The sequence below is a fragment of the Actinokineospora sp. UTMC 2448 genome (assembly GCF_024760565.1).
In the GTDB taxonomy this organism is placed as follows: Bacteria; Actinomycetota; Actinomycetes; order Mycobacteriales; family Pseudonocardiaceae; genus Actinokineospora; species Actinokineospora fastidiosa.
On the sequence record NZ_CP031087.1, the window covers coordinates 1,514,410 to 1,528,389 of the forward strand.

Here is a 13,980-nt window from a genome sequence, read left to right on the forward strand (position 1 = left end):
CTCCCTACCCGTGCAGTCCGCACTCGGTCTTGGCCTGGCCCGCCCAGCGGCCGCTGCGCGCGTCCTGCCCCGGCAGCGGCTTGCTGGTGCACGGCGCGCAGCCGATGGACAGGTAACCCTCGCCGACCAGCGGGTTCTCCAGGATCCCGTGCTCGGCGATGTAGGCGCTGAACTCCTCGTCGGTCCACGGCGCGATCGGGTTGACCTTCACCAGCCCGTTGCGCTCGTCCCACTGCACGATCGGGGTGTTCGCCCGCGTCGGCGCGTCGACCCGGCGCACGCCGGTGACCCAGGCGTCGTAGTTCTTCAGCGTCCGCTGCAGCGGCACGACCTTGCGCAGGAAGCAGCACTTGGTCGGGTCGGTCTTGTTGAGCAGCCCGAACTCGGCCTCCTGCTCGGCGACCGACTGCTCGGCCTCCGCGGTGACGATCCGCGCCTCCGGGTAGACCAGGTCCACCGCGTCGCGCACGCCGATCGTCTCGGCGAAGTGGTAGCCGGTCTCCAGGAACAGGATGTCGATGTCCTTCTTGACCCGGTAGGCCAGGTCGATCAGCACCGCGTCCTGCATGTTGGAGGCGACGATGAAGCTGTCGCCGAAGGTCTCCGCCGTCCAGGCCAGCGCCTCGGCCGCCGTGGCGTCCGCCAGTTCCCGCTCGGCCTTCTCGGCCAGCACCCGCGGATCGGTCATGCGTTCACCCCCGCAGTCGTGTCGCCGATCAGCAGACCGGCGAACTTCACCGTGAACACCCGCCTGCACCCCATGCAGGCCCAGGAGGCGTGCGGCTCGTCGTGCGGCCGCAGGTCCTCCTCCCCGCAGAACGGGCAGTGGTAGGGAACAGCCCGCTCGCTCATCGCAGATTCGCCTCGTCGGTGCGCGCCACCCACTGGGCGAAGCGCTCGTCCGCGGTGCGCTCGGCGACGAAGTTGCGCACCACCCGCTCGACGTAGGCCGACAGCTCGCTGGCGACCACCTTGTGCCCGCGCAGCTTCTTGCCGAAGCCCGCGTCCAGGCCGAGGCCGCCGCCCAGGTGCACCTGGAAGCCCTCGACCTGGCTGCCCGCGTCGTCGGTGACGATCTGGCCCTTGAGCCCGATGTCGGCGGTCTGGATGCGGGCGCAGGAGTTCGGGCAGCCGTTGATGTGCACCGAGATCGGCGCGGTGATGCCGTCGGTGATGTCCTTGAGCCGGTGCTCCAGGTCGGCCACCAGGTCGTGCGCGCGGGCCTTGGTCTCGACGATGGCCAGCTTGCAGAACTCGATGCCGGTGCAGGCCATCACGCCCCGCCGCCACGGCGAGGGGTCCACCTGCAGGCCCAGGGCGGCCAGGTCGGCGCGCAGGCCGTCTACCTCGGCCTCGGGCACGTCCAGCACGACCAGCTTCTGCTGCGGGGTGAACCGCACCCGCCGCGACCCGGCGCGCTCGGCGGCCTCGGCGACCTCGACCAGGATGGAGCCGGACACCCGGCCCGCGATGGGGGCGGCGCCGACGTAGTAGCGGCCGTCCTTCTGCCGGTGCACGCCGACGTGGTCGACCGGGATCGCGGGGATCTCCGGCGCCGGGCCGTCGACCAGCTTGCGGCCCAGGTACTTCTCCTCCATGACCTCGCGGAACCGCGCCGCGCCCCAGTCCTTGACCAGGAACTTGATGCGGGCGCGGTTGCGCAGGCGGCGGTAGCCGTAGTCGCGGAAGACGCTGATCACCGCGCCGAAGACGTCCGGCACCTCGTCCAGCGGCACCCACGCGCCGAGGCGCTGGCCGAGCATCGGGTTGGTCGACAGGCCGCCCCCGACCCACACGTCGAAGCCCGGGCCGTGCTCGGGGTGCACCACGCCGACGAAGGCCACGTCGTGGATCTCGTGGGCGACGTCGGGCAGGCCGGAGATCGCGGTCTTGAACTTGCGCGGCAGGTTGGCGAAGTCCGGGTTGCCGATGAACCGTTCGCGGATCGCGTCGATGGCCGGGGTGCCGTCGACGATCTCGTCCTGGGCGATCCCGGCGACCGGCGAGCCGAGGATGACGCGCGGGGAGTCCCCGCAGGCCTCCATCGTGGTCATGCCAGCGCCCTCCAGGCGCTGCCAGATCGCGGGCATGTCCTCGATGCGGATCCAGTGGTACTGGATGTTCTGCCGGTCGGTGATGTCGGCGGTGTCGCGGGCGTAGGTCTTGGACAGCTCGCCGATGACCCGCAGCTGCTCGGTGGTCACCGCGCCGCCGTCGAGGCGCACGCGCAGCATGAAGAACTCGTCGTCGAGCTCCTCGGGCTCCAGGGTCGCGGTGCGGCCGCCGTCGATGCCGGGCCTGCGCTGGGTGTAGAGGCCGTACCAGCGGAACCGGCCGCGCAGGTCGCCGGGGTCGATGCTGTCGAAGCCGCCGTGGGCGTAGATGTTCTCGATGCGCGCGCGGACGTTGAGCGGGTTGTCGTCCTTCTTGGACCGCTCGTTCGGATTCAGCGGCTCGCGGTAGCCGAGCGCCCATTGGCCCTCGCCACGGCGCGCGCGCTTTGCGGGCGAGGGGGTGGTGGTGGGAGACACCGGTTAGTCCTCCGGGTCGGGGCGCTCACGCGGCAGGGACCTGCGGACATCCGGTGGGGATTGTCACAGTTAACCAGCGCGCCCACGCCTGCTGAATGCGAGACAGGGGAAATAGGTCAGTGACGGCACATCGCGCTGGCGACACGACGGAAATCCACGTGGCGGCGGGCCACGAGGCGGACTTCGGTCGCTGCTGACATGGTCATCAGACTGCCACGCGTCCAGGGTGTGGTCCACCGTCATCCGCATGCTGGGACGCCCCTGGTCCGGCTTGCGTTTCCGCAGGCCGACTGGCAGATCATGGTTTCCGGCGTATTGACCGTACATTTCTCTCCGGTCAGGGTGGGTGGGAATGTACGGTCTTTTGCCGGATGAGACCATAAATGGGTGCCCTCAGTCCTTCCCGACGGTGATCCGGCGCCCGCAGACGGGGCGCTGCCTGTTAGCGCGCTCACATCGGCGGTGACGCGGTCATTCGGGATTTATGTCCATGTCCCGTTCTGCGCCACCCGCTGCGGGTACTGCGATTTCAACACCTACACGCCGGGGGAGTTGGGCGGCTCGGCGTCGCCGTCGTCCTGGCTGGCGGCCGTGGGGCGGGAGCTGGAGCTGGCCGCCCGGGTCCTCCCGGACGCCCCGCGCGCGTCCACGGTGTTCGTCGGCGGGGGCACGCCGTCGCTGCTCGGCGCGGCCGGTCTGGCGTCCGTTCTGGACCTCGTGCGCTCGACGGTCGGCCTGGCCGACGGCGCGGAGGTGACGACAGAGGCCAACCCGGAGTCGACGTCGCCGGGGTTCTTCGCCGACCTGCGCGCCGCGGGCTACACCCGCGTCTCGCTGGGCATGCAGTCGGCGGCCCCGCACGTGCTGAAGGTGCTCGACCGCAACCACACCCCCGGCCGCGCGGTCACCGCGGCCCGTGAGGCGCGGGCGGCGGGCTTCGAGCACGTCAACCTGGACCTGATCTACGGCACGCCGGGGGAATCGGCCGCCGACCTCGCGCTCTCCCTCGACGCCGTGCTGGCCGCGGGCGTGGACCACGTGTCGGCCTACGCGCTGATCGTCGAGGACGGCACCGCCCTGGCCCGCCGCGTCCGCCGAGGCGAACTGCCCATGCCCGACGACGACGTGCTGGCCGACCGCTACGAGCAGGTCGACGCGGCGCTGACCGCGGCGGGGCTGACGTGGTACGAGGTCTCCAACTGGGCGTCGTCGCCGGAGGCCCGGTGCCACCACAACCTCCTGTACTGGCGCGGCGACAACTGGTGGGGCGTCGGCCCGGGCGCGCACAGCCACGTGGGCGGCGTGCGCTGGTGGAACGTCAAGCACCCCGCCCGCTACGCTGCCGCCCTGGCCGACGGCGTCTCCCCGGCCGCGGCCCGCGAGACCCTCTCGCCCGACGACCAGCGGATCGAGCGGATCCTGCTGGAACTCCGCCTCGCCGACGGCCTCCCCGCCGACGTCCTGGACCGCTCGGGCCGAGCCGAGGCCGATCAGGCCGCGCTCGACGGCCTCCTCGACGCCGCCGCTCTGGCCGAGGGCCGCTGCGTCCTGACCGACGCGGGCCGTCTCCTCGCCGACGCCGTAGTCCGGCGGCTGACCTAGGACCGGCCACGCTCGGCGCGCCCTTCGCGGCGAAGTCCCCGTCACGGATGCGCCGGTCCGGCCTTGGCGGCCTGCTAGCCGGTGGCGCGCAGGCCCGCGAGCATCCGGCGGAACACGTCGCCGTACTCCGCGCGGAGGCGGGGCTGGTCCGCCGGGTCGGCCTGGGCCAGGGCCATGCCCGCCGAGCCCAGCATCGTGAAGCAGACGTGCGTGGCGGTCTCCTCGGGCAGCGGGCTCAGCAGGCCCGCCCCGACCAGCTCGGCGAGGATCTCGGCGATGTGGGCGTAGGCGTACTTCTTCTCCGACTCCTGCCACGCCTGCCAGCCCAACGCGATCGGGCCCTCCTGCCAGACGATGCGGCTGTAGACCGGGTCGAGGCACTGGTCGAGGAAGGCCTCCATCGCCGCCATCGCGCCCTGCCACGGGTCCGACGCGGCCGCCCGCGCGCGCTCGATCCGGCGGAAGCCGATGACCTCCTGCTCCTCCAGCACGGCCTCGAACAGCGCCTTCTTGCTGGCGAAGTGGTGGTAGACCGCCCCCCGCGTGGCCTGGATGTCGGCGGCGACGTCCTCGAGGCCGGTGGCGGCGAACCCCGAGGTGGCGAACCGCCGGGTGGCCGCGTCCAGGATCGCGGCCCGGGTCGCCTCGGAGTACTGCTCGCGGCGGCTCCTGATGGCGGGCATGCGGTGTACGGTAGCCACATACACAGCGTATGTAACCGACGTGGGGTAGGTGGATATGACTGAGATGCTGCTCTTCAACCCGTTCATGCCCGGGTTCACCGACGATCCCTACCCGCACTACCGGGAGCTGCGCGACGCCGACCCGGTCCAGGAGCACCCCATGGGCTTCTGGTTCGTCTCCCGCCACGACGAGGTCGCCGACCTGCTGCGGGCCAACCTCTCCGTCGAGCAGCGCCACCTCGCCCCGCACCCGGTCCGCGACTCGATCCGCGGCGAGGGCGAGGCGAGCCTGCGCGGCGGCGGGCTGTCCATGCTCGACCGCGACCCGCCCGACCACACCCGGCTGCGCAGGCTGGTGTCCAAAGTGTTCACCCCGAGGGCGATCGAGGGCCTGCGCCCGCGCATCACCGAGCTCGTCGACGAGGCCGTCGACCGGCTCTCCTGCGGCGGAGACGTCGTCGCCGAGCTCGCCTTCCCGCTGCCGTTCGCGGTGATCAACGAGATGCTGGGCATGCCGCTGGCCGACGCCGAGCGGGTCCGCGACCTCACCGGCACCCTCGTGCGCTCCCTGGAGCCCATCGCCGACCCCGACCTCGTCAGCCGCATCCGCGACGCCGACGCCGAGCTGTCCGCGCTGTGCCGCGAGGCCATCGCCGCCAAGCGCGCGGAGCCCGCCGACGACCTGCTCACCGCCCTCGTCCGCGCCGAGGAGGACGGCGACGTCCTCGACGACGACGAACTCGTCGCCCAGGTCGTCCTGCTCTACGTCGCGGGCCACGAGACCACGGTCAACCTGATCTCCAACGGCGTCGTCGCGCTGCTGCGCCACCCCGATCAGCTGCGCGCGCTGCGCGAGACGCCGGAGCTGATCGGCAACGCCGTCGAGGAGTTCCTGCGCTACGACAGCCCGGTGCAGTCCGGCAGGCGCGTCACCACCCGGCCGGTGACCGTCGCGGACCGGGAGATCCCCGCTGGCAGCTTCGTCCTGCTCGGCCAGGCGTCGGCCAACCGCGACGAGCGCTTCTGGGGACCCGACGCCGACACGCTGCGCCTCGACCGCCGCGACGCCCGCCTGCACGTCTCCTTCGGCGCGGGCCCGCACCACTGCCTCGGCGCGGCGCTGGCCCGCATGGAGGCCCAGGTCGCCATCGGGCGGCTGGTCGCCCGCTGCCCGAACCTGGCCCAGGCGGGCGAGATCGAGTGGAACGGCCGCATCAACCTGCGCGGCGCCGCGCGCGTCCCCGTCTCCGTCTAGGCACGAAGGGCGGGTAGGGACCAAAGGCCCCTATCCGCCCTTCGCCGTATCCGCCGCCGCCGCGCCCGCCTCTTGGTTGTCATCCCAGCGAGAGGCGGTACCCGCATGAACGGCGACTTCACCGGGGACGGCAGAGCCGAGATCCCCATCACCAGCCCCTGGGGTCTCGGCGTGCTCGAACTGACCGGCGGCACGCTCACCTCCCCCGTCATGGCCGCGAACGGCACCAGGTTCGGCGGCTGGCTGCTCAACACCGCCGACAACCGCTTCGAGGTCCAGGCCGACCTCGACGGCGACGGCAGGCAGGAGATCCTGGTCTCCAGCCCGTGGGGCATCGGCGTGCTCAAGCGCGACGGCGCCGCCTTCACCTCGATCCTCATGGCCCCCAACGGAACCCGCTTCGGCGGGTGGCTGCTGAACACGGCCGACAACCGGTTCGGCCCGGTCGGCGACTTCGACGGCGACGGCCGGGCGGAGGTGCTGATCACCAGCCCGTGGGGGATCGGCATCCTCAAACTCACCGGCGGCACGTTCTCCGTCCTCATGATGGCTCCCAACGGGACCCGCTTCGGCGGCTGGCTGCTCAACACCGCCGACAACCGCTTCGGCCCGGTCGGCGACTTCGGCGGCGGGGGCAGGGACGAACTCCTCGTCACCAGCCCCTGGGGCCTGGGCGTGCTCGAACTGAGCGGCGGCACGCTGACCGCGCCCGTCATGGCGCCGAACGGGACCCGCTTCGGCGGCTGGCTGCTCAACACCGCGGACAACCACTTCGCCAACGTCGGCGACTTCGACGGCGACGGGCGGCCCGAGGTCATGGTCACCAGCCCGTGGGGCATCGGCATCCTGGCCCGCGCGGGCAGCACCCTCGCCCCGAAGATGATGGCCCCCAACGGGACCCGCTTCGGCGGGTGGCTGCTGAACACCGCCGACAACCGGTTCGGCCCGGTCGCCGATTTCGACGGCGACGGCAGGCCCGAGATCCTCGTGGCCAGCCCGTGGGGCGTCGGCATGCTCGAACTGAGCGGCGGCACGCTGACCGCGCCCGTCATGGCGCCGAACGGGACCCGCTTCGGCGGCTGGCTGCTCAACACCGAGGACAACCGCTTCGACATGGTCGGCGACCTCGACCGCGACGGGAAGGCCGAGATCGTCGTCACCAGCCCGTGGGGCATCGGCGTGCTCAAGCAGACGGGCGCCACCTGCACCGCGCTGACGCTCGCCGCCAACGGCACCCGGCTTGGCGACTGGCTGCTCCACACCGGGGCGAACCACGTCGGCATCGGCACCGAGGTGATCCGCGTGCACGTCAAGGTGCTCACCGACCCCACCGTGCCCATCGACCGGATGCTGACGGCGATGCAGCAGGTCTACGAGGCCGTCGGCATCCGCGTGCACCGGGTCAGCACCGAACGGCTCACCGCGCCCGCGCTCGACGACCTCGACATCGGCCGCTGCGTGCGCGGGGAGACCACCGCCGAGCAGAACGCGCTGTTCGGCAACCGCGTCGGCGTCGCGCCCGGCGACGTGGTCGTCTACTTCGTGCGCTCCACCGTCCCGCCGACCAACGGCTGCGCGGCCCACCCGCCGGGCAGGCCCAGCGCCGTCGTCGCCCAGGGCGCCACCCAGTGGACGCTGGCCCACGAGGTCGGCCACGTGCTCGGCCTCGGCCACGTCGCCGACAGCAACCGCCTCATGACCGGCGGCGGCACGGCCAACATCACCAACCCGCCGCCCGACCTCATCCCGATGGAAGTCATCGAGATGAAGGACAGCACCCTCACCCACGCCGAATAAGGAGCACGACATGGTCACCATGCGGGATGTTCGGCGCCGCCTCGACGCCGAGGAGGTCGACTACGCCGAGGCTGCCGCACTCGGCCCGGACGCACTGCCCCACCTGGCCGAACTCGCCGCGGGCGCGGACACCATGCTCGCGTCCAAGGCCGTCTACCTGGCCAGCGTCATCGGCGGGGACGGCTCGGCCGCGATCGTCTCCGCCGCCGCCGGGCGCGGCGACCCGGTCCTGCGCGTCGCCGCGGCGGCCGCGCTGCGCAACCTCGCCGTCGACGACTTCGAGCGCGTCGGCGAGACCCTCCTCGACGACGAGGACCCCGGCGTGCGCAAGGTCGCCATCGGCTCGGTCGCCGCCGCCGACTCGCCCGCGCTCACCGCCAGGGTGCGGCGGGCGGCCGAGGAGGACCCGGAGGACTACGTGCGCGACACCGCCGCGCGCCTCCTGCCGCCCACCCAGTAGGCCACGATCGCGGCCGGGATGAACATGACCACCCCGTAGACCGCGGCGGGCACGGCCATCGTGGCGTTGTCCAGCAGCGCCGGGGACAGCGCGATGGTGATGGCCAACGTCGAGTTGTGGATGCCCACCTCGAACGACGACGCGATCGCCTGCCTCGGCTCGACCCGCGCGAGCCGGGGCACGGCGTACCCCAGGCCCAGGCTGCACACCACCAGCAGCAGCGACACCAGGCCGACCGACCGCAGGTAGTCGAGGAGGTTCTCCCGCTCGGCGACCATCGCGCCGACGATGACCGCGGCCAGCACCACGACCGAGGCGATCTTCACCGGCCTGGTCATCCGCTCGGCGAACTCCGGCCACCGCCTGCGGACGACCATGCCGATCGCCACCGGCACCAGCACGATCGCGAACACCTGCAGCATCTTGGCAGGCTGCAGCCCGATGGCGGTGTCGGCGTCGAGGAACCCGGCGATGGAGAGGTTCACCACGACCGGCAGCGTCACCACCGCGAGCACGGAGTTGATCGCCGTCAGCGTGATGTTCAGCGCGACGTCCCCGCCCGCGAGGTGGCTGAAGATGTTCGCCGTCGTCCCGCCCGGCGACGCGGCCAGCAGCATCATGCCCACCGCCAGCACCGGGTCGAGCTCGAAGGCCAGCACCAGGCCCAGGCACACCGCAGGCAGCACCAGGATCTGGGTGCCCAGCGCGAGCAGCGCCGCCTTGGGCACCTTCGCCACCCGCGTGAAGTCCGCCACGGTCAGGTGCAGTCCGAGGCCGAACATGACGATCGCCAGCGCGATCGGCAGGAAGACCGTGGTCAGCGTGGACGAGGCTTCCATGGCGGCTCCTTCACCGAGGGGGTCTGAAGATTCGGACAAGGGCGACGAGCCGCGCAAGAGGCCGTCAGGGGCCATTTCCCAACCGTGATCCGGCACCGAGCAACCACCAACCGCCCGACGCTCCGTAAACTTGAGTCGAGACCAGCAGGTTTGAGCCGAGGAGGTGGCCGTGAGCAGCGCGGACGAGCGCCGGTTCGAGGTGTTGCGCGCCATCGTCGCCGACTATGTGCGGGACAACGAGCCGGTCGCCTCCAAGGCCATCGTCGAGCGGCACAACCTGGGCGTCTCCAGCGCCACGGTCCGCAACGACATGGCCGCGCTGGAGGAGGAGGGCTACATCACCCAGCCCCACACCAGCGCGGGCCGCATCCCCACCGACAAGGGCTACCGGCTCTTCGTCGACCGGCTCAGCGAGGTCAAGCCGCTCTCCGTCGCCGAGCGCCGGGCGATCCGCAGCTTCCTCGCGGGCGCCATCGACCTCGACGACGTGATGCGCCGCAGCGTGCGGCTGCTCGCCCAGCTCACCCGCCAGGTCGCCGTCATCCAGTACCCGACGCTGACGACGTCCACCGTCCGCCACGTCGAGGTCGTCGGCATCACCCCGGCCCGGCTGATGCTCGTGCTGATCACCGACACCGGCCGCGTCGACCAGCGCATGGTCGACCTCGGCGACGTCGTCACCGAGGAGTCCGTCGCCCGGCTGCGGACCATGCTCAACACCGCGCTGACCGGCAGGCGCCTCGCCGACGCCGCCGCCAAGGTCGCCGAGCTGCCCGAGTCCGCGCCCACCGAGCTGCGCGACCACGTGATCAAGATCAGCACCGTGCTGGTCGAGTCGCTGGTCGAGCACCCGGAGGAGCGGCTGGTCCTCGGCGGCACCGCCAACCTCACCCGCAACGCCACCGACTTCCCCAACTCGCTGCGCCAGGTGCTCGAGGCGCTGGAGGAGCAGGTCGTGGTGCTCAAGCTGCTGGCGGCGGCGGGCGACTCGCGCACCATCACGGTGCGCATCGGCGAGGAGAACGAGGCCGAGGAGATGCGCAGCACGTCCGTGGTGTCCATCGGCTACGGCAGGCTCGGCGGCGGCCACCTGGGCGGTCTGGGCGTGGTGGGACCCACGCGCATGGACTACCCGACGAACATCGCCGCCGTGCGCGCGGTGGCCAATTACGTGGGAGAGATCCTCAGCCAGTAGGCGGGGGGAAGGCATCGAGGGAGCTCTGGGCCGACCAGAGCAGGAGGAACACGTGGCTAGGGACTACTACGGCACCCTGGGTGTTCGGCCGGACGCGAGCGCCGACGAGATCAAGCGCGCCTACCGCAAGCTCGCGCGCGAGCTGCACCCGGACGTCAACCCCGACGAGGCCGCCCAGCAGCGGTTCCGCGAGGTGACCGCGTGCTACGAGGTCCTGTCCGACCCGCAGAAGCGCAAGATCGTCGACATGGGCGGCGACCCGCTGTCCAACGGCGGCGGTGGCGGCGGGCGCGACCCGTTCGGCGGCTTCGGCCTCGGCGACATCATGGACGCCTTCTTCGGCGCGGCCGCGGGCGGCGGGGGCGGGCGCGGCCCGCGCAGCCGCGTGCAGCCCGGCTCGGACGCCCTGCTGCGCATCGAGCTGACGCTGGAGGAGTGCAACACCGGCGTCAGCCGCGACATCACCGTCGACACGGCCATCCTCTGCGAGACCTGCCGGGGCACCGGCTGCGCCGCGGGCACCAGCCCGACCACCTGCGACACCTGCCACGGGCGCGGCGAGGTCCAGTCGGTGCAGCGCTCGTTCCTCGGCCAGGTCGTCACCGCCCGCGCCTGCCCGGTCTGCCGCGGCTTCGGCGAGGTCATCCCCGAGCCGTGCGCGCAGTGCGTCGGCGAGGGCCGGGTCCGCTCCCGGCGCACCATCACCGCCAAGATCCCGCCGGGCGTGGCCGACGGCATGCGGGTGCGGCTGTCCGGCCAGGGCGAGGTCGGGCCGGGCGGCGGCCCGGCAGGCGACCTCTACGTCGAGGTCCAGGAGCTGCCCCACCACACCTTCGAGCGCGCGGGCGCCGACCTGCACTGCACCCTGCGCGTCCCGATGACCACCGCCGCCCTCGGCGCCACGCTGAAGCTGGAGACCCTCGACGGCCAGGTCGAGCTGGAGGTCTCCCCGGGCACCCAGGCCGGGACCGAGCGGGTCATCGCGGGCCGCGGCCTGCCCCGGCTGCGCTCCACCGGCCGGGTCGACGGCCGCGGCGACCTGCACGTGCACATCGAGGTCGAGGTGCCGACCAAGCTCGACGCCCGCCAGGTCGAGCTGCTGCGCGAGCTCGCGGGCCTGCGCGGCGAGGAGGAGGGCACGCTGGCGGGCACCAACGGCCGAGGCGGCGGGCTGTTCTCCCGGCTGCGCTCCCGGCACCCGCGGTGACCCTGGCGCTGTTCCTGGTCGAGACGGTCCCGTCCGGGGACTTCACCCTCGACGGCCCGGAGGGCCGCCACGCCGCGGCCGTCCGGCGGCTGCGCGCGGGCGAGGAACTGCTCGTCTCCGACGGCCGGGGCACGCTCGCCCGGTGCGCGGTCACGGCCGCGGGCAAGGACACGCTCGACCTCGCCGTGCTGGACCGGTGGACCGAGCCCGCGCCCGCGCCCCGCGTCGTCGTCGCCCAGGCCCTGGCGAAGGGCGACCGCGGCGAACTCGCCGTCGAACTGGCCACCGAGGCGGGCGCCGACGTGATCATCCCGTGGCGCGCCCGGCGCAGCGTCGCCAAGTGGGACGACGGTCCCCGGGGCGACAAGGCCCTCGCGAGGTGGCGCGCCACCGCGCGCGAGGCGGCCAAGCAGTCCCGCCGCGCGTGGCTGCCCGAGGTGACCGCCCCGATGGACCTGCGGGCGTTGTCCCATCGGGTGGGAGAGAGCGCCCGCGCGCTCGTCCTGGAGGCGGGGGAGGCCACCCGGCTCAGCGCCGTCCCGCTGCCTGCCGAGGGCGACATCCTCCTGGTCGTCGGGCCGGAGGGCGGCATCGATCCGACCGAACTCGACGCCCTGACCAGCGCGGGCGCCACCCCCGTCCGCCTGGGCCCGACCGTCCTGCGGACCTCCACCGCGGCCGCCGTCGCGCTCGGCGCGCTGGGCGTGCTGACGCCGCGCTGGCACTGACGACAAACCCCTCATCTCGCGGTGGCGGAACCCCCGTCGGTCGGGCTACGCTTCTCCCACGGCTTCGGCCAAAGGAACCAGTCGAGCCGTTCCACGACGGCCGCCGGACACCTCCCCCCTCGGTCCGGCGGTACCGCGCAGGGCGGAGGGGCGACCCCCAGGTCTCTCCGCCCGCGCGGGTCTTCCTCTCCCCGTCACGCGGACGCGGCCGTCGTCGCTATCGTTCGCCCATGAGCGCCGACTGCCTGTTCTGCCGCATCATCGCTGGCGAGATCCCGTCGACCAAGGTCCACGAGACGGAGACGGTGTACGCCTTCCGCGACATCAGCCCGCAGGCCAAGGTGCACGTCCTGGTCGTGCCCAAGGCCCACCACGAGGACGCCGCCGCGCTCGCCGGGCGCCCCGAGCTGCTCGCCGACGTCGTCGCCGCGGGCGCCGAGGTCGCAGGCATCGAGGGCGTCGCCGAGTCCGGCTACCGGTTCGTCTTCAACACCGGCGACGACGCCTGCCGCACCGTCTTCCACGCCCACATGCACGTCCTCGGCGGCGAGCAGCTGGCCGGGTTCGGCAGGTAGGCCGGTTTCTCCGGTGCGCGCGGTCGGTCACCCCGGCTAGCATCGAGGAGGCCAGACCGAAAGCAGCGCGCGGGCGCAGAAGGCAGGACCGAGAGCACGTGACGACCGGTAGCGCACAGGGCGCCTCCCCCCAGGACGACGCCCGCGACGCCCAGTCCCGGTTCGCGATCCCCGAAGGGGCCGTCCTGGCCCTGCTCGGTTCCCGCGACGAGAACCTGCGGCTCGCCGAAGACCTGCTCGACGCCGATGTGCACGTTCGGGGCAACGAGGTGACCCTCTCCGGCGCCCCGGCGGACGTCGCCTTCGCCGAGCGGGTGTTCACCGAACTCGCCACGCTGGCCGCCCGCGGCCAGCAGGTCGACCTGAACACCGTCCGCCGCACGATCGCCATGCTGTCCTCGGACGCTGCCGAGTCCCCGGCCGAGGTGCTGAGCCTGGACATCCTGTCCCGCCGCGGCCGCACCATCCGCCCGAAGACGCTGAACCAGAAGCGCTACGTCGACGCCATCGACGCCAACACCGTCGTGTTCGGCATCGGCCCGGCCGGTACCGGCAAGACGTACCTGGCGATGGCCAAGGCCGTGCAGGCGCTGCAGGCCAAGCAGGTCAACCGCATCATCCTGACCCGCCCGGCCGTCGAGGCGGGCGAGCGCCTCGGCTTCCTGCCCGGCACCCTCTACGAGAAGATCGACCCCTACCTGCGCCCCCTCTACGACGCCCTCCACGACATGGTCGACCCCGACTCCATCCCGCGCCTGATGACCGCGGGCACCATCGAGGTCGCCCCACTGGCATACATGCGCGGTCGCGCTCAACCGGTCTTCACCAAGGTGCTGACCCCGGACGGCTTCCGCCCGATCGGCGAGCTGCGGGTCGGCGACCTCGTGATCGGCTCGAACGGCGAGCCGACGCCCGTGCTCGGGGTCTACCCGCAGGGTGAGAAGGACATCTACCGCGTCACCGCGCAGGACGGGGCCTCCACGCTCTGCTGCGGCGAGCACCTCTGGACCGTCCGCACCCGCGCCGACGTGCGCCGGAACAAGCCGTGGCGGGTGCTGCAGACCAGGGAGATGATCGGGAAGCTGCGCGCGGCCCACGCCCGCCGGTT

At 72.4% G+C, this 13,980-nt stretch carries 14 protein-coding genes and 1 pseudogene; 9 read left to right on the forward strand and 6 right to left on the reverse strand.

The window, feature by feature from the left end:
* Nucleotides 1-4 precede the first annotated feature (4 nt).
* From Actkin_RS07165 to Actkin_RS32705, 4 genes are all read right to left on the reverse strand, one after another.
* Nucleotides 5-688: a phosphoadenylyl-sulfate reductase gene (locus tag Actkin_RS07165; protein WP_258906441.1), complete on the reverse strand. Its 684-nt coding sequence runs from the start codon at nucleotides 686-688 to the stop codon at nucleotides 5-7.
* A complete protein-coding gene (locus Actkin_RS07170; RefSeq protein WP_189212072.1) occupies nucleotides 685-852 on the reverse strand; it encodes an Insertion element protein in 168 nt (55 codons plus the stop codon). Before Actkin_RS07170 ends, Actkin_RS07165 begins: the two co-directional genes overlap by 4 nt.
* Nucleotides 849-2,531 carry a nitrite/sulfite reductase gene (locus tag Actkin_RS07175; RefSeq protein ID WP_258906442.1) on the reverse strand — a complete coding sequence of 561 codons (1,683 nt, stop codon included), beginning with the start codon at nucleotides 2,529-2,531 and terminating at the stop codon, nucleotides 849-851. Before Actkin_RS07175 ends, Actkin_RS07170 begins: the two co-directional genes overlap by 4 nt.
* A 116-nt stretch (nucleotides 2,532-2,647) precedes the next feature.
* Complete coding sequence (locus Actkin_RS32705) at nucleotides 2,648-2,737, reverse strand: putative leader peptide (RefSeq protein ID WP_396122944.1); 90 nt, start codon at nucleotides 2,735-2,737, stop codon at nucleotides 2,648-2,650.
* A 181-nt stretch (nucleotides 2,738-2,918) separates the two neighbouring features.
* Here Actkin_RS32705 and hemW point away from each other — a divergent pair, with 181 nt between their 5' ends.
* Nucleotides 2,919-4,133 carry a radical SAM family heme chaperone HemW gene (gene hemW / locus Actkin_RS07180; protein WP_258906444.1) on the forward strand — a complete coding sequence of 405 codons (1,215 nt, stop codon included), beginning with the start codon at nucleotides 2,919-2,921 and terminating at the stop codon, nucleotides 4,131-4,133.
* A gap of 74 nt (nucleotides 4,134-4,207) precedes the next feature.
* Here the strand turns inward: hemW and Actkin_RS07185 are convergent, their stop codons facing one another.
* On the reverse strand, nucleotides 4,208-4,816 hold the full coding sequence (locus Actkin_RS07185) for a TetR family C-terminal domain-containing protein (protein WP_258906445.1): 609 nt from the start codon (nucleotides 4,814-4,816) through the stop codon (nucleotides 4,208-4,210).
* 55 nt (nucleotides 4,817-4,871) lie between these two features.
* Between Actkin_RS07185 and Actkin_RS07190 the strand changes: the two genes are divergently transcribed.
* The 3 genes from Actkin_RS07190 to Actkin_RS07200 all read left to right on the forward strand — a co-directional run bounded on the left by Actkin_RS07190 (nucleotide 4,872) and on the right by Actkin_RS07200 (nucleotide 8,328).
* Nucleotides 4,872-6,071: a cytochrome P450 gene (locus Actkin_RS07190; protein ID WP_258906446.1), complete on the forward strand. Its 1,200-nt coding sequence runs from the start codon at nucleotides 4,872-4,874 to the stop codon at nucleotides 6,069-6,071.
* A 105-nt stretch (nucleotides 6,072-6,176) separates the two neighbouring features.
* Entirely contained in the window at nucleotides 6,177-7,868 is a 1,692-nt protein-coding gene (locus Actkin_RS07195) for an FG-GAP repeat domain-containing protein (protein WP_258906447.1), read from the forward strand.
* A gap of 10 nt (nucleotides 7,869-7,878) precedes the next feature.
* Nucleotides 7,879-8,328 (forward strand): HEAT repeat domain-containing protein, encoded by a 450-nt coding sequence (locus Actkin_RS07200; RefSeq protein WP_258906448.1) that lies wholly within the window; start codon nucleotides 7,879-7,881, stop codon nucleotides 8,326-8,328.
* On the opposite strand, the gene Actkin_RS07205 is transcribed toward Actkin_RS07200, so the two are convergent.
* Entirely contained in the window at nucleotides 8,283-9,167 is an 885-nt protein-coding gene (locus tag Actkin_RS07205) for a bile acid:sodium symporter family protein (protein ID WP_258906449.1), read from the reverse strand. The two genes, Actkin_RS07200 and Actkin_RS07205, sit on opposite strands and share 46 nt — an antisense overlap.
* A 169-nt stretch (nucleotides 9,168-9,336) precedes the next feature.
* Here Actkin_RS07205 and hrcA point away from each other — a divergent pair, with 169 nt between their 5' ends.
* The 5 genes and pseudogenes from hrcA to Actkin_RS07230 form a co-directional block, all read left to right on the forward strand.
* Nucleotides 9,337-10,362 carry a heat-inducible transcriptional repressor HrcA gene (gene hrcA / locus Actkin_RS07210; protein WP_189212064.1) on the forward strand — a complete coding sequence of 342 codons (1,026 nt, stop codon included), beginning with the start codon at nucleotides 9,337-9,339 and terminating at the stop codon, nucleotides 10,360-10,362.
* Nucleotides 10,363-10,414: 52 nt separating this feature from the next.
* Complete coding sequence (gene dnaJ, locus Actkin_RS07215) at nucleotides 10,415-11,569, forward strand: molecular chaperone DnaJ (protein ID WP_189212063.1); 1,155 nt, start codon at nucleotides 10,415-10,417, stop codon at nucleotides 11,567-11,569.
* A complete protein-coding gene (locus Actkin_RS07220) occupies nucleotides 11,566-12,297 on the forward strand; it encodes a 16S rRNA (uracil(1498)-N(3))-methyltransferase (RefSeq protein ID WP_258906450.1) in 732 nt (243 codons plus the stop codon). Before dnaJ ends, Actkin_RS07220 begins: the two co-directional genes overlap by 4 nt.
* Nucleotides 12,298-12,527: 230 nt before the next feature.
* Nucleotides 12,528-12,872, forward strand: coding sequence for a histidine triad nucleotide-binding protein (locus tag Actkin_RS07225; protein WP_258906452.1), 345 nt, complete (start codon nucleotides 12,528-12,530; stop codon nucleotides 12,870-12,872).
* Between the two features lie 98 nt (nucleotides 12,873-12,970).
* A pseudogene (locus Actkin_RS07230) lies at nucleotides 12,971-13,681 on the forward strand (PhoH family protein); the annotation flags it as partial.
* Nucleotides 13,682-13,980: the final 299 nt, after the last annotated feature.

Bases quoted from the DNA above. Each gene is read 5' to 3' on its own strand.
- Actkin_RS07165 (WP_258906441.1), bottom strand. From the start codon at position 688: ATGACCGATCCGCGGGTGCTGGCCGAGAAGGCCGAGCGGGAACTGGCG.
- Actkin_RS07170 (WP_189212072.1), bottom strand. From the start codon at position 852: ATGAGCGAGCGGGCTGTTCCCTACCACTGCCCGTTCTGCGGGGAGGAG.
- Actkin_RS32705 (WP_396122944.1), bottom strand. From the start codon at position 2,737: ATGACCATGTCAGCAGCGACCGAAGTCCGCCTCGTGGCCCGCCGCCAC.
- Actkin_RS07185 (WP_258906445.1), bottom strand. From the start codon at position 4,816: ATGCCCGCCATCAGGAGCCGCCGCGAGCAGTACTCCGAGGCGACCCGG.
- Actkin_RS07190 (WP_258906446.1), top strand. From the start codon at position 4,872: ATGACTGAGATGCTGCTCTTCAACCCGTTCATGCCCGGGTTCACCGAC.
- Actkin_RS07195 (WP_258906447.1), top strand. From the start codon at position 6,177: ATGAACGGCGACTTCACCGGGGACGGCAGAGCCGAGATCCCCATCACC.
- Actkin_RS07200 (WP_258906448.1), top strand. From the start codon at position 7,879: ATGGTCACCATGCGGGATGTTCGGCGCCGCCTCGACGCCGAGGAGGTC.
- Actkin_RS07205 (WP_258906449.1), bottom strand. From the start codon at position 9,167: ATGGAAGCCTCGTCCACGCTGACCACGGTCTTCCTGCCGATCGCGCTG.
- Actkin_RS07225 (WP_258906452.1), top strand. From the start codon at position 12,528: ATGAGCGCCGACTGCCTGTTCTGCCGCATCATCGCTGGCGAGATCCCG.